At 41.6% G+C, this 14,938-nt stretch carries 10 protein-coding genes; 8 read left to right on the top strand and 2 right to left on the bottom strand.

Features of this window, described 5'->3' with window-relative positions:
- Positions 1–12: 12 nt before the first annotated feature.
- The 3 genes from Xvie_RS10430 (at position 13) to Xvie_RS10420 (ending at position 5,426) form a co-directional block, all read left to right on the top strand.
- Positions 13–816: an energy transducer TonB family protein gene (locus Xvie_RS10430; protein ID WP_086109259.1), complete on the top strand. Its 804-nt coding sequence runs from the start codon at positions 13–15 to the stop codon at positions 814–816.
- Positions 817–963: 147 nt separating this feature from the next.
- Entirely contained in the window at positions 964–3,033 is a 2,070-nt protein-coding gene (locus tag Xvie_RS10425) for a S9 family peptidase (RefSeq protein ID WP_244175582.1), read from the top strand.
- 125 nt (positions 3,034–3,158) lie between these two features.
- Positions 3,159–5,426 carry a TonB-dependent receptor domain-containing protein gene (locus Xvie_RS10420; RefSeq protein WP_086109258.1) on the top strand — a complete coding sequence of 756 codons (2,268 nt, stop codon included), beginning with the start codon at positions 3,159–3,161 and terminating at the stop codon, positions 5,424–5,426.
- 65 nt (positions 5,427–5,491) lie between these two features.
- Here the strand turns inward: Xvie_RS10420 and xseA are convergent, their stop codons facing one another.
- Entirely contained in the window at positions 5,492–6,859 is a 1,368-nt protein-coding gene (gene xseA / locus Xvie_RS10415; protein WP_086109257.1) for an exodeoxyribonuclease VII large subunit, read from the bottom strand.
- 172 nt (positions 6,860–7,031) lie between these two features.
- Between xseA and guaB the strand changes: the two genes are divergently transcribed.
- The 5 genes from guaB (at position 7,032) to Xvie_RS10390 (ending at position 13,421) form a co-directional block, all read left to right on the top strand.
- Entirely contained in the window at positions 7,032–8,498 is a 1,467-nt protein-coding gene (gene guaB, locus Xvie_RS10410) for an IMP dehydrogenase (RefSeq protein ID WP_086109256.1), read from the top strand.
- 79 nt (positions 8,499–8,577) lie between these two features.
- Entirely contained in the window at positions 8,578–10,155 is a 1,578-nt protein-coding gene (guaA, locus tag Xvie_RS10405) for a glutamine-hydrolyzing GMP synthase (RefSeq protein WP_086109255.1), read from the top strand.
- A 528-nt stretch (positions 10,156–10,683) separates the two neighbouring features.
- On the top strand, positions 10,684–12,060 hold the full coding sequence (uhpT, locus tag Xvie_RS10400) for a hexose-6-phosphate:phosphate antiporter (RefSeq protein WP_086109254.1): 1,377 nt from the start codon (positions 10,684–10,686) through the stop codon (positions 12,058–12,060).
- A gap of 177 nt (positions 12,061–12,237) precedes the next feature.
- Positions 12,238–12,846: a response regulator transcription factor UhpA gene (uhpA, locus tag Xvie_RS10395; protein WP_086109374.1), complete on the top strand. Its 609-nt coding sequence runs from the start codon at positions 12,238–12,240 to the stop codon at positions 12,844–12,846.
- A gap of 38 nt (positions 12,847–12,884) precedes the next feature.
- Positions 12,885–13,421 (top strand): phage tail fiber protein, encoded by a 537-nt coding sequence (locus tag Xvie_RS10390; RefSeq protein WP_244175575.1) that lies wholly within the window; start codon positions 12,885–12,887, stop codon positions 13,419–13,421.
- A 45-nt stretch (positions 13,422–13,466) separates the two neighbouring features.
- Here the strand turns inward: Xvie_RS10390 and Xvie_RS10385 are convergent, their stop codons facing one another.
- Complete coding sequence (locus Xvie_RS10385; RefSeq protein WP_086109253.1) at positions 13,467–14,261, bottom strand: phage tail protein; 795 nt, start codon at positions 14,259–14,261, stop codon at positions 13,467–13,469.
- Positions 14,262–14,938 lie beyond the last annotated feature (677 nt).

Genomic DNA, 14,938 nt, shown 5'->3' with positions numbered 1-14,938 from the left:
TGTGCTATAGAGATGTTGACGTACACTACGTATCAAAATGCTCACACAGGTCATGTGACAAAATCCTTTCTCGTTGCGATCACACTTCATGTCTTGTTCGTAGGATGGCTGATCTGCAAACCCAAAGATGTAGATATTGAGGAACTTCTTCCTCCGCCTGCGGTAATGGTGGAACTGTCAGCGCAGACAGAAGCAATACATACAATTCCAAAACAGCCAATTGGCATTGAGCAGCAACTATCTGTCGCCAGTAAGCAACAGGAAAGTAAAGTTGACGAAATTAACATGCCAAAATTGGATGTAAATGAAAATGCTCTGCTTTTGGTGGATAAGCAGAAGAAAAAAAAGAAAGAACAAGATGCTCCGAAGAAAACACAGCCTGTTAAGCGGGTGAAAGCAGAAGAGCAAGAAAGTGAAAAATCCCGTAGTAGTTCCGCCCCAACTACAAGTAGTGCGACGGCTAATAACGTAACTGCTCGCACTGCTGCATCCTATGAAAGTAACTCTAATGCCATTGCTGATGCTAAAGCGGTTTGGCAGGCAGAGGTTACCGGACATTTGAATCGTTATAAAAAATATCCAGAAGATGCACAGAGAAGAAAACGGACGGGGCGTCCGATGGTGAAATTTACGGTTAACCAATTGGGAGCCGTGCTTGACAGTGAATTGACTCGACGTTCAGGAACTAACTCGCTAGACAGGGAAGCAAGGATGGTGTTGGAAAGGTCACAGCCTTTACCTAAGCCGCCCGACGTCATTTTAAATAATGGCAGGATCACGGTTGAACTGCCGATAGATTTTTATTTATCTCAATAAAAATACAGGACTGATGGCATGTCACAAAATAAAAAAAAGAGAGCGTGCGGTAAGGTTATGCGCGGTAAAAGAGTGATGCTTAGTTTTTTGCTCGGTGGTGGTTTGCTCGGTTATAGTTTATTCGGTCACAGTTTTGCTACTACCGCAATGGAGGAAAATATGGTGCCACCTATGGCCACAAAACTGCCACATACAATGGAAATCCACGGGGATGTCCGTGTTGATAACTATTACTGGCTACGCGATGACAACCGTCAGGATAAAAACGTTATTGATTACTTAACGGCTGAGAATCAATATACCGAGCAGATGCTGAAATCGGGTCAAGAATTGCGTGAAACCCTTTATAAAGAAATGGCTGATAGAATGAGTAAAGAAGATCAGTCAGTTCCTTATACCTATAATGGGTATATTTATCGTACCGTTTACGAAGCAGGAAAAGATTTCCCGATCTATCAGCGCAAGCCCGCCGATAGTTCAACAGATTGGCAGGTAATGGTTGACGGTAACGAGCGGGCAAAAGGCCATAAGTTTTATCAATTGGGTGGATTTGCGGTGACCTTGGATAACAAGCGTTTCGCCGTAGCGGAAGATACTCAGGGGCGTCGTAACTACAAAATCTCATTTAAAAATTTCAATGATGCCAACTGGCAGAATAATGTCATAGAAAACACTTCCGGCAATATTTTGTGGGCAAATGATGGTGAGACGCTGTTTTATGTACGCAGAGATCCACAAACGTTGCTGCCTTATCAGCTATTCCGCCATCAATATGGAACTGATAGCAAGCGGGATCAAAAAGTTTATCAGGAAGAAGATGAACGCTTCTATTTGTCAATTTCGGAAAGTACTTCGCTTAATTACATTTTGGTTTCGAGTTCTAGTTATTCGAGTTCAGAGTATCGACTGATTGATGCCAACAACCCGCAATCAGAACCACAGGTTTTTTCTGCTCGTGAAGCGGGACGTGAATATGATCTAGACCACTTCCGCGGGCAATTCTACATTCGTTCCAATCATGAAAGCCCATTGTTTGGTTTATATCGGGCAGATGCCATCAATAAACCGTGGGAAACCGTGATTGCCCCACAGGAAAATACAGATCTGGAAGATTTTGCGTTGTTCGACAATTGGCTGGTTGTGCAGGAACGTACAAAAGGATTGTCATCAATTCGCCAGATCGATTGGAAAACCAAGCAGGAAAAGCGTGTTCAATTCGATGATCCGGCTTATATGGCATCATTGAGCTATAACCCTGAACCAAATACCCATTTCTTGCGCTATAGCTATTCCTCCATGACAACACCAAGTTCAGTATTCCAGTGGAATATGCAGACGGGCGAGAGTGAATTGTTGAAGCAACAGGAAGTCAAAGGATTTAACAAAGAAAACTATGAAAGCCAGCGTATTTGGATAAAAGCCCGTGATGGCGTCGAAGTCCCTGTTTCTCTGGTGTACCGTAAATCCCTGTTCAAACAAGGTGAAAACCCGATTCTGGTTTATGGCTATGGTTCTTATGGTATCAGCATGGATCCTTATTTTAGTTCAGCCCTGCTGAGCTTGTTGGATCGTGGTTTTGTGTATGCATTGGTGCATGTACGCGGTGGTGGTGATTTAGGCAAAAACTGGTATCTGCAAGGTAAAATCGAAAACAAGATGAACAGCTTCCACGATTTTATTGATGCAACCAAGACCTTGATTGCTGATAGTTATGGTGACAGCAAACGCGTTTATGCTGAAGGTGGCAGTGCTGGTGGTTTATTAATGGGAACGGTTATTAACCAGGCTCCAGAATTATACCGTGGAGTAATTGCGAAAGTGCCTTTTGTGGATACTTTGACAACCATGCTTGATGAATCCATTCCATTAACAACGGGTGAATATGAAGAGTGGGGTAATCCAAATAATAAAGAAGATTACTTCCGTATTAAATCTTATAGTCCTTATGACAATATTAAACATCAACGTTATCCTCACTTGTTAGTTACAACAGGTTTACATGATTCTCAAGTGCAATATTGGGAGCCGGCAAAATGGGTGGCAAAATTAAGAGAAATGAAACAAGGTGGTAGTCTATTATTATTAGAAACCAATATGGATACTGGTCATGGTGGTAAACCCGGACGTTTTAATCGTTTGAATGACATTGCTTTTGATTATAGTTTCTTATTAATGTTAGATGACGCTGAAACATATTTTCCAGAATTAAAAGACTAATAAAAAATATATAGTTATTACCTATGGCACTGATAATTTTTTTATCGGTGTTGTAGGTATTTTATACGTGAATTTGCGAAGCAATGTGAGCAGCAATAAATATTTTTAAATTTAGGGTAATAATAATGAAAACTGTGGCAAAAATAGCTGGAGCCAGCGCAATGCTGATTGGGCTTCAGGGGATCGCTTATGCTGAAAACACAAATGACAATAAAAAAGAAAAAGTCATACGGTTCAGTAGTCTGAAAGTTTCAGGTGCTCAGGATAATAATAACGCCCCTCAGATTGAAGCAATGGAAAAACCGGGTGCTTATAGTTCTGTGGGTGAAGATAATAAATTAGAATCTGTAGATAGCGTATTACGTAGCTTGCCGGGTACTTATACCCAAATGGATGCGAGTCAGGGGCAAGGGATTGTAAGTGTTAATATTCGTGGCTTAAATGGCTTCGGCCGCGTGAATATGATGGTAGATGGTGTTAGTCAGACTTTTTATGGTACGGCACCGAGTGAATTTGCGCATGGCACACAACCTTATAATCAGTTTGGGGCATTAATTGATCCCAATTTTATTATCCGTGTCGATGTTTCTCGTGGGCAAGCTGATGACGCTGATTCCATCAATGCCTTAGTTGGAAGTGCTAATTTCCGTACCATTGGCGTTGATGATGTTGTATTTGAGGGCAATAATCTGGGAGTTCGTACTAAGTGGACATATGGCAACAATGGTGTTGGCCGAAGTGGCATGATGGCTTTTGCAGGAAAAACACAGGCATTCAGTTCAGAAGGCTCTTTGGGTGCTTTATTCGCTGTCAGTGGACACAATATTGAAGCTCACTATAGAAATGCTGATGGTATCAGTAGTGAAGAATTTGGTACTAGCGACACATTCAAACAAAAACCAAATTCTCAATTGATGAAACTAAATATTAAACCTAATGAATTTCATGACTTGGAACTAAGTAGTCGTCTTTACCATAATAAATTCAATCGTCGTCATATTGATAATTATGATTACTATTTAAAATATCACTATACGCCATTTACTGAATTGGTTGATACCAAAGTTATGCTTAGTACCAGTAATGGTCAACAGAGTTTTCAAAGTAAGTCAATGGGGGTATTGGATAAGAGCGAAGCAAAAAGTAGATCCGATTCTATCAATATTAGCAATACCAGCCGGTTCAATTATGCTGACACTGATTTTGCATTTACTTTGGGCAGCAAATGGATGCGAACTGAATATCGTAAAAAAATAGATAAAAGCTCGGAGAATGTAAAAACAGATAGTGAGATACAGGAAAACAATGCCTTTGCTCCAAGTGGTAAGCAAGATATTGCCAGTATTTATAGTAGATTAAAAATAGAACGTGGTATTTATGCTGCTGATCTGGGGTTAAATTATCAGGATTATAGTGTCAAAGGATTAAAACCAGCCTGTGACAAACGTGTAGATTGTTTCCCACAAGGGGAAGCACAATTAAACCTAAAAGAACGTGGATTTAATCCATCTATATTATTATCGGCAGAAATTATTCCTGAATTTCAACCGTTTGTAAGTTACACTCATTCAATGCGAGCTCCTAATGCTCAGGAAATCTTTCATTCCAATGATGGTGGTACTTCTATTAATCCATTCTTGAAAGGAGAGAAAGCGGATACCTATCAAATTGGATTTAATAGCTATCGTCCGAATTTAATTGTAGATGGAGATACATTTCGCCTAAAAGCAACGTTATTCCATACCAAAATTAAGAATCATATTAGTAGCTATCAATATATGCTTTGTACTGGGAGGAAATTTTGTAAATTGGATAGTTCCTTAACTGCTGAAGAGAACAAGGCGCTTAACACAAATGTTACGGCATATGTATATACTAATAGTTTGACACCAGTAACTATGAAAGGTTTTGAACTTTCTGCGAATTATGATGCGGGTATTTTTTATAGTTCATTAGCGTATAGCCAGCAAAAAACGCAACAACCAACATCATTGGCAACATATTATTTTGGCGGAAGTCCAGAATCTCAATTACCAGAACGTTATTTGACATTGGATACAGGCATTCGTTTATTGGATGAAAAACTTCGGATAGGTGCTATCGCTAAATATACTGGACAATCTTATCATCAAAGTCCTTATGATGAACGAGATGATGATAATAGAATCGTTATGGAAAAATCAGATAAAATTCCAACAGTTATTGATCTGTACAGTGATTATCAGATTAATAAAAATGTATTAATTAAGTTTTCTGTGCAAAATCTAACTAATAGAAATTATGCTGATGCATTAAATCGTATGAATTCTTCTGTAAAAATGACGGAAGATGATGCTACAACCCAAACTGCCCGTGGCAGAACCTACGTCGTGGGCGCAGAAATTCGCTTCTAATTCCCTAATAGCGTTTAATAGCCAGATAACGATAGCGGTGAATCTTCACCGCTATTTTGTGAAATCTACTTTAATTTCTTTCTCTTGCTTACTTTTATGACCTGTGTCACCTGACTCTCAACCCAGCCATCCTGCAACCGTGTTTTCAGCATATCGCCTGTTTTTATTTGCTTAACCTGTTTTAGCAGTTTTCCGTCAGATACTTCACTAATGCTGTAACCACGGCTTAATGTTGCCAGTGGGCTAACTGCCTCCATTCGTGAACAGGAAACGGCAAATTTTTCCCGATAACGTCCTAATTGTCGTTCAACGGCCTGTTTTAAACGAAAATCAAATTGTTGGATAGATTGACTGTAACGCTGAATCTTCCGCTCAGGATGGATTTGCAACAACCGCTGACTCAATTTCTCATATGCAACTGAGTTCTGCTTTAAACAATGTAAAAAGCTATCGGTCAACTTTTGCCGTAATTCAGTCAGATGATTTTGCTGACGTGCCAAACGTAAATCAGGACGTTGTTGCTGGAGACGGTGCAATAATACACTAAACACCCGTTGTTTTTGGGCAAGGAAATAATCCATTGCCATTTCCTGACGTTGTTGCAGAGATTGAATTTGCCGCAATAATTCGATCTGATTACGGCTAACCAATTCTGCTGCTGCGGAAGGTGTTGGAGCACGTAAATCAGCGATAAAATCTGCAATTGTCACATCAGTTTCATGCCCGACAGCGCTAACAATAGGAATCTGGCTTTGGAATATTGCCCGTGCAACATGCTCATTATTGAAACACCATAAATCTTCCAGCGATCCTCCGCCACGTCCGACAATCAGGACATCGCACTCTTGCCGTGCATTTGCTAATTCGATCGCCCGAATAATCTGTAATGGCGCTTCGGTTCCCTGAACCGCGGTGGGATAAACAACAATCGGTAAGGAAGGATCCCGGCGTTTCAATATATTCAGAATATCGTGCAGTGCTGCGCCACTGGCGGAAGTAATGACACCGAGTCGTTTGGCTGGAGAGGGCAGCGATTTCTTATGAATTTGATCAAACAAACCTTCTGCGGTGAGTTTCTGCTTCAAAACTTCAAATTGCTGTTGTAGCAAACCATCTCCGGCAGGTTGGATACTTTCCACAACCAGCTGATAGTCACCCCGAGGTTCATATAATGTAATCTGTGCCCGAACCAATACCTGTTGACCATTTTGTGGACGAAATGTTGCCCTCAGATTGTGGCTTCGAAACATGGCGGCGCGGATTTGTGCTCGTTCATCTTTTAATGTGAAATACCAATGCCCTGACGATGGCTGAGAAAAATTGGACATTTCAGCGGATAACCAAATTCTGCCCATTTCCAGCTCCAATAGCTGACGAACAGTCTGATTCAGGCGGCTAACAGAAAAAATTCCGGTATTGGTTGGTATTAACATGTGAGCTAGATCAAATTTTAAAACAATGACTTAATTGACCGATATTAATCGCATTGCATTACTAATCAAGAATTTTTTTCAAAAAATGCTGGAGGCAACCGATTTCGGCCTGTATAATGCCGCGGCAATATTTTATCCCTCTTATTGCCCATAGCCTGGTGAGATATTGCCCATGTTAAGAATTAAAAAAGAAGCATTAACTTTTGACGATGTATTGTTGGTTCCTGCCCACTCAACAGTCCTGCCTAACACCGCTGATCTGTCCACCCAATTAACTTCCACCATTCGCTTGAACGTACCTATGCTTTCCGCAGCTATGGATACCGTGACAGAATCTTCACTGGCAATTGCACTGGCACAGGAAGGGGGCGTTGGTTTCATTCATAAAAATATGTCGATTGAACGTCAGGCTGAAGAAGTCAGCCGCGTGAAGAAGCATGAAAGCGGTGTCGTGACTGATCCTGTTACTGTAACGCCACAGACGACTCTGCGCGAAGTCCATGAACTGACAGAACGTAATGGTTTTGCAGGTTACCCAGTGGTAACAGAAGCGAATGAATTGGTGGGTATTATTACTGGCCGTGATGTACGTTTCGTTACTGATTTGGATCAGCCTGTAACTGCGGTAATGACGCCTAAAGAACGTCTGGTGACGGTAAAAGAAGGCGAAGCCCGTGAAGTCGTTTTGCAGAAAATGCACGAACAACGTGTAGAAAAAGCACTGGTTGTTGATGATAATTTTCATCTGCTTGGCATGATTACGGTAAAAGATTTTCAGAAAGCAGAGCGCAAACCAAACGCATGTAAAGACGAACAAGGCCGTCTGCGTGTTGGTGCTGCGGTTGGTGCTGGTGCTGGCAATGAAGAACGTGTTGATGCATTGGTTGCTGCGGGTGTAGATGTATTACTGATTGATTCTTCCCATGGTCATTCTGAAGGTGTTTTGCAGCGTATTCGTGAAACCCGTGCTAAATATCCTGATCTGCAAATCATCGGTGGTAACGTAGCGACGGGTGAAGGCGCCAAGGCACTGATGGAAGCAGGTGTGAACGCAGTTAAAGTGGGTATCGGCCCTGGTTCTATTTGTACTACCCGTATCGTCACTGGTGTGGGTGTTCCACAAATAACTGCCATTGCAGATGCGGTTGAAGCATTGGAAGGGACTGGCATTCCTGTTATTGCGGACGGTGGTATCCGTTTCTCTGGTGACATCGCTAAAGCGATTGCCGCAGGTGCATCATGTGTGATGGTTGGTTCCATGTTGGCAGGGACAGAGGAATCTCCGGGTGAAATCGAACTTTATCAAGGCCGTTCATTCAAATCTTACCGCGGTATGGGTTCTTTGGGCGCGATGTCCAAAGGCTCTTCTGATCGTTATTTCCAGACTGATAATGCGGCTGACAAACTGGTTCCTGAAGGTATCGAAGGCCGTGTGGCTTACAAAGGCCTGCTGAAAAGCATCGTTCATCAGCAAATGGGCGGTTTGCGTTCCTGCATGGGGCTGACTGGTTGTGCAACCATTGATGAACTGAGAACTAAAGCAGAATTCGTCCGTATCAGTGGTGCAGGTATTCAGGAAAGCCACGTTCATGATGTGACGATCACTAAAGAATCACCAAACTATCGTTTAGGTCTGTAATTTATTTAGGGTGGCCCATAATCGGGCCACTGACTTTTTTATTTTTTTAATTGCCACTTGTTTTTGGAACTCACCTCAAATGACAACTAATATCCATCAGCATCGCATTTTAATCCTTGATTTTGGCTCGCAATATACTCAGCTTATTGCTCGCCGCATTCGTGAAATTGGTGTTTATTGTGAACTTTGGACATGGAATGTCACTGAAGAGCAAATTCGTGAATTTAACCCGAATGGTATTATCCTTTCTGGTGGGCCAGAAAGCACGACTGAACACAATAGCCCACGTGCGCCGGAATATGTTTTCAATGCAGGTGTGCCAGTGTTGGGTATCTGCTATGGCATGCAAACCATGTCTACGCAATTGGGTGGTCAAGTTTCCAACTCTGATGAGCGTGAATTTGGCTATGCACAGGTTGAAATCAAGAATGATTGTGAACTGTTCCGTGATATTCAAGATGCTCTGAGCGAAGCCGGCAAACCGTTGCTGGATGTATGGATGAGTCATGGTGATAAAGTGACAGCTATTCCAGCTGATTTCACAACTGTTGCCAGCACGGATACTTGTCCGTTTGCTATCATGGCTAACGATGAAAAACGTTTCTATGGTGTGCAATTCCACCCGGAAGTAACTCATACTCATCAAGGCTTAAATATCCTGAAACGCTTCGTATTGGACATTTGTCAATGTGAAGCATTGTGGACACCTGCTTCTATCATCGGCGATATCGTCGAACGTTTGCGTGCGCAGATTGGTGATGATCACGTTATTCTGGCATTGTCTGGCGGTGTAGATTCTTCTGTTACTGCACTGTTGTTGAATCGTGCGATTGGTAAGCGTCTGACTTGCGTTTTCGTGGATAATGGCTTGCTGCGTTTGAACGAAGCGGATCAGGTGATGGAGATGTTTGCAGGTAAATTTGACCTGAATATCATCCATGTTAAAGCGGAAGATCGCTTCTTGTCTGCACTGGCAGGAATTGATGATCCAGAAGCTAAACGTAAAGCTATTGGTCATGCCTTTATTGATGTATTTGATGAAGAAGCATCAAAACAGACTCAGGTTAAGTGGCTGGCACAGGGTACGATTTACCCGGATGTTATCGAATCTGCGGCATCTGCGACTGGTAATGCTCACGTCATTAAATCTCACCACAATGTGGGTGGCTTGCCAGAAGAGATGAAACTGGGTCTGGTTGAACCGCTGAAAGAGTTGTTCAAAGACGAAGTTCGTCGTATCGGTTTGGAACTGGGTCTGCCGTATGACATGCTGTATCGCCATCCATTCCCAGGCCCGGGCCTTGGTGTTCGCGTATTGGGTGAAGTGAAGAAAGAGTATTGTGACTTGCTGCGCCGCGCTGATGCTATCTTTATTGAAGAACTGCATAAAGCGGATCTGTACCATAAAGTCAGTCAGGCATTTACCGTATTCCTGCCAGTTCGTTCTGTTGGTGTTATGGGCGATGGCCGTAAATATGATTGGGTTGTGTCTCTGCGTGCGGTAGAAACTATCGACTTTATGACCGCTCATTGGGCGCATCTGCCATATGATTTCTTGGGACGTGTATCAAACAGAATCATTAATGAAGTGGATGGTATTTCGCGGGTAGTTTATGACATTAGCGGTAAGCCACCAGCAACAATTGAATGGGAATGATTTAGAGCCTTCCCAAGCCTCACCAAATCATCATGATTTTCTTATTAAGACCCTGATTTAAGGGTCTTTTTCTTTCCATATCTCACCAAATCACACCATATCAGCATACAATTTCTGACGGTATTTTTGACGGTATTTTTTGGATGAACCTGCCTGGTGATGGCCGGATAAGAATTGAATACCTTATTCTTTGATTAACACTTTTTATTAAAGCATTTGATTGAAATTATCAGTATGTGGAATAATTCTTTACTTAACAAAAGTAAAGAGTGTGATTGCTTTCACGCTTTATGCTCGAATAGGGTAAAACTAGGAAATATTCCTAATTCAATTAAGACCATAGCTCAAGCCAACCTTTCTCTAGTTTTTTAAACTGCTTGGTAATAACCATACCTATAAAAATTGCATCTATAAAAACTATATTCACAAAAACTATATCTACGAAAACTTTCGCTTTCTTGCGATTTGCCTTTTTATTTTTATCTGCTTCAAAAAGGCTTTTTTCTCGTGGTCACCTAAGGATTTAAAATGCTTAAGATTTTAGAACAAATTCGTAAGCCAACACTGGATCTTCCAGTGGAAGTACGCCGTAAAATGTGGTTCAAACCCTTTATGCAGTCGTATTTGGTGGTTTTTATCGGCTATATGGCTATGTATTTGGTGCGTAAAAACTTCAACATAGCTCAAAATGATATGATCTCAACTTATGGTCTGTCGATGACGCAGTTGGGGTTGATAGGACTAGGTTTTTCTATTACTTACGGTATTGGTAAAACTGTCGTTGCTTACTATGCTGATGGTAAAAATACCAAGCAATTTCTGCCATTTATGTTGATCCTATCTGGCCTTGCCATGTTAGGGTTTAGCATGAGTATGGGAGGTTCCAGCATTAGTGTTTTCCTGATGGTGGCATTTTATGCGTTAAGTGGCTTTTTCCAAAGTATAGGTGGGCCTGCCAGTTATTCTACCATTACGAAGTGGACTCCCCGTAATAAGCGTGGAACCTATCTGGGCTTGTGGAATATGTCACATAATGTAGGTGGCGCTGCTGCGGCTGGGGTTGCTCTCTTTGGTGCTCAATATTTCTTTAATGGTCATGTGATAGGGATGTTTATTTTTCCTTCTATTATCGCGCTGATCATTGGTTTTATTGGATTGCGTTATGGTAGCGATTCTCCGGAAAGTTATGGCTTGGGTAAGGTAGAAGAATTATTTGATGAAGTTGTCAGCGAAGAAGATCTCGCGGCAGAAGAAAATCAGATGACCAAACGAGAAATCTTTGTTGAATATATATTGAAAAACAAAGTTATTTGGCTCCTTTGTTTTGCCAATATCTTCCTTTATATCGTGCGTATTGGTATCGACCAGTGGTCAACGGTGTATGCGTATCAGGTATTGGGGCAGTCAAAAGAAACCGCCATAACGGGTTTTACCATGTTCGAAATAGGGGCGTTGGTAGGTACGTTAATGTGGGGGTATTTGTCAGATTTAGCGAATGGTCGCCGTGCTCTGGTTGCCTGTGTTTCGTTAAGTTTGATTATTGTCTGTCTTGAATTCTATCAACACGCAACCAGTGAATACATGTACTTGGGATCTCTATTTGTACTTGGTTTTCTGGTATTTGGCCCACAATTGCTGATCGGTGTGGCTGCTGTTGGTTTTGTCCCGAAAAAAGCAATCAGTGTGGCTGATGGTGTCAAAGGAACTTTTGCCTACTTAATCGGTGACAGCTTTGCCAAGCTTGGTTTAGGGATGATTGCTGATGGAGTGCCTATTTTTGGTTTGACTGGTTGGAAAGGAACGTTTGTTGCCCTTGATACTTCAGCATTTATATGTCTTAGCCTGCTTGCTTGCGTAGCTATTGCGGAAGAGAGAAAAATTCGAAAAGCGAAAAAAGCATACTAAGCCATACATGAAAAAATGTATTGATGTTGCTGTATATCCACAGCAGCATCTTTCTGTCACTTTTTACCCTGATGCCTCACTTTCTATTTATCGTAATCTATTGACTATTTCGAACTATTGCGAAGTTGTATCAATAAGAGTAGTTTAGGTCGATTCTTAATTCGATAATAAATAATGATGATTAAAGTAGCATTAGTTGATGATCATGTTGTTGTGCGTTCGGGATTTGCTCAATTGCTGAATTTAGAACCCGATATTGAAGTTGTGGGTGAGTTCAGTTCATGCGCTGAAGCAAGGCAAGGATTACCAAGATCGGGCGCAACGGTTTGCATTCTCGATATTTCGATGAAAGATGAAAGTGGGTTGTCTCTACTGAAAGATATCCCTTCAGGTATTACCTGCATTATGCTGAGTGTTCATGATTCTGCCACTATGGTGGAAAATGCTCTGAAGGCTGGTGCACGTGGTTATCTCAGTAAACGTTGTAGCCCGGATGAATTGGTTCAAGCAGTGCGCACTACAGCCAATAATGGTTGTTATCTCACACCGGACATTATGCTTAATTTAACGTCATCAAAGAGTCATCCGGCTTTATCGGAACAGCTAACTAAAAGAGAACGACAAGTTGGAGAGATGCTGGCCAGTGGTATGGATGTTAAAGCTGTAGCGGCTGAACTAGGATTAAGCCATAAAACAGTACATGTCCATCGAGCCAATGCGATGAGTAAATTAGGGGTAACGAATAACGTTGGTTTAGCGAATTATTTTGCCACTAGTGATCTCTAATGCGCTGATATCTGACAGGACACAGTAGCGATACGTTTGTGAGGAATTATAAAAAAAGTGGGGTCACTTCCTCGTGGTCTTGTCTGATTAAGGCAGATGCGTTTACGGGATTAAGAAAGGTCACTTTCAACGGCAATGGTTATGTTGAAAAAGCCTCGCTCATTATCATCATTCACCCCGGCGGCTCATTTACCACGAACGACGAATCCGAAGGCGCGACGGTCTCCAAATTCGGCACGGGTCATTATCAGGTCGCTGGTGTACTGGGCTATAACGCCGATGGCACATGGGGAGTGCATGGGAAACTCAGTGTGCCCCGTGACAGTAACGGTAATGAGTTAGTGTATGTCGAAGATAAAGTGCTGCCGGACGGGGCTATCGACATCAAAATCATCTACCGACAGAATACCCATATGCCCGCGAGACTACAGAACCGGCGCATCAAGTTCGTGGAGGAACAAACGTTTTTCGCGGATGATGAACCGTGTGACTTACCCGCAGGTACCCGCCTAGATGTCCGTGTCCAGATGCCGGCAGATTCGGTGTGGAATTTGGGGCAGGGAGGGGGAGGTTAGGGTTGTGATAGATAAGAGGCCCTCGCGGGGAGGGCTTATAATTCATTAGGCTGCTTTTACTATGTAATTGAATGCTATGTTGCGGGGGCGGGTTTCATTATCACCAGTCATACCAATAGATTTTCCTTCACCGATGTTACCTAGATTATTGACTGAACCGGGTATGCTGCCACGAGCAGGATCAGCATCATCATTAGAAGTTATATTACTGTGCGTGGTTTTGATGTTGTGGTTATGTCTTGCAAATGCATCAGTTTGCCATGATAAAATCTGTCGACTGGGATCTATACCTCGTCCATTATCCCAACCGCGAATAAACTCCCCTCGCAAATCGGGTAGCACACCAGAGGGATAAGCAAGAGCAAGTTTCGGATATCTTACTGTATCAAACGAGTTACCATTACATATCAGCCAGCCTTCTGGCGGTGTTTCTGTAGGCCAAGGAACAGGAACGCCGACAGGTAAGGACAATCCTTCCATTAATGGCTCTATTCCAAGGTTCTTAACAAACTCTTTTTTATCAGGTATATCAGCTCCATTCCGATCTTTTGCTAAACGAGTATTGGCATTGTCATTTGCATTACTGGCATTCTGATTAGCTGTATTAGCCAAATTATACGTCACTTTCACTGCTTTTGGTGTTGCCGCCATAGTCTCACTATCACTACCGACATCATTGCTCAGGACAACAAATCCCTTATCTTGCAGTGTTGCATTGGGGTGATTACGGCTTTGGGCGTGTTCTTCAATAGATTCTTTTACATAATTACGACTGGGTACCACGAAAAGATCACAGTCACAAGGGCATGGTGTATCAGGCTTATTATTTTGAATACTCATACTTAATCCCTCATTTAATCAACAATGTGTATTGCTAAATAACATGAAGGCGGGTTATTTCTCCGCCAGTGAACATCAATAAAATAAGTTCATCAATACTGGAGAATGCGTTTTGACTAAGCTCGATTTAACGTTTAAGTGAGCTGCATGTTTTGATGACAGGATGGCATAGAATAACAAATGGGGGATCAATAAAATCAGCTCCTTTACTGACAAAACATAATGCGCCAAAGAAGATGTCGATTTAACTTAACCAATTGATTTTATTAATTTCTTCTCTTTTGACGGAAATAGGCAAAATCAACAAGTTAGAAAAAGGTGGGATTTCTCACCTTTAACTCCTGCATGATGCAGGTTCATCCTACATATTAAAAAGACGAATCGTATCATTTCATAATGATAAATGTTTATCTTCCCGTCATTTGATATTTTTACTCCGAAATTACAACAATCCATGTGCTTATATTAAAGTGTTTTATTTTTCTGCTAGTTTTAAAAAATATTTTAATAAAGTTATTTGTTATGGCCAATTTTTTACTTATTAGAATAAATTCGTTTGTTATATAAGTCGACTTGGTTGATGTTGATTTTGAGGGAGAGTGTTTTTTAAAAAATTAATCTTTATAGGAATTCTATTGTCATAATATATGTGAGTTTTAGGTGCAATCAATAATGAA

Source organism: Xenorhabdus vietnamensis (genome assembly GCF_002127535.1).
Lineage (GTDB): Bacteria > Pseudomonadota > Gammaproteobacteria > Enterobacterales > Enterobacteriaceae > Xenorhabdus > Xenorhabdus vietnamensis.
The sequence above is the reverse complement of the archived record's forward strand: the minus strand, read 5'-3'. Positions and strand labels throughout refer to the sequence as shown.

Excerpts from the sequence above, each read along its gene's own strand:
- Xvie_RS10430 (WP_086109259.1), top strand. The coding sequence starts at position 13 with ATGTTGACGTACACTACGTATCAAAATGCTCACACAGGTCATGTGACA.
- Xvie_RS10425 (WP_244175582.1), top strand. The coding sequence starts at position 964 with ATGGAGGAAAATATGGTGCCACCTATGGCCACAAAACTGCCACATACA.
- Xvie_RS10420 (WP_086109258.1), top strand. The coding sequence starts at position 3,159 with ATGAAAACTGTGGCAAAAATAGCTGGAGCCAGCGCAATGCTGATTGGG.
- xseA (WP_086109257.1), bottom strand. The coding sequence starts at position 6,859 with ATGTTAATACCAACCAATACCGGAATTTTTTCTGTTAGCCGCCTGAAT.
- guaB (WP_086109256.1), top strand. The coding sequence starts at position 7,032 with ATGTTAAGAATTAAAAAAGAAGCATTAACTTTTGACGATGTATTGTTG.
- guaA (WP_086109255.1), top strand. The coding sequence starts at position 8,578 with ATGACAACTAATATCCATCAGCATCGCATTTTAATCCTTGATTTTGGC.
- uhpT (WP_086109254.1), top strand. The coding sequence starts at position 10,684 with ATGCTTAAGATTTTAGAACAAATTCGTAAGCCAACACTGGATCTTCCA.
- uhpA (WP_086109374.1), top strand. The coding sequence starts at position 12,238 with ATGATTAAAGTAGCATTAGTTGATGATCATGTTGTTGTGCGTTCGGGA.
- Xvie_RS10385 (WP_086109253.1), bottom strand. The coding sequence starts at position 14,261 with ATGAGTATTCAAAATAATAAGCCTGATACACCATGCCCTTGTGACTGT.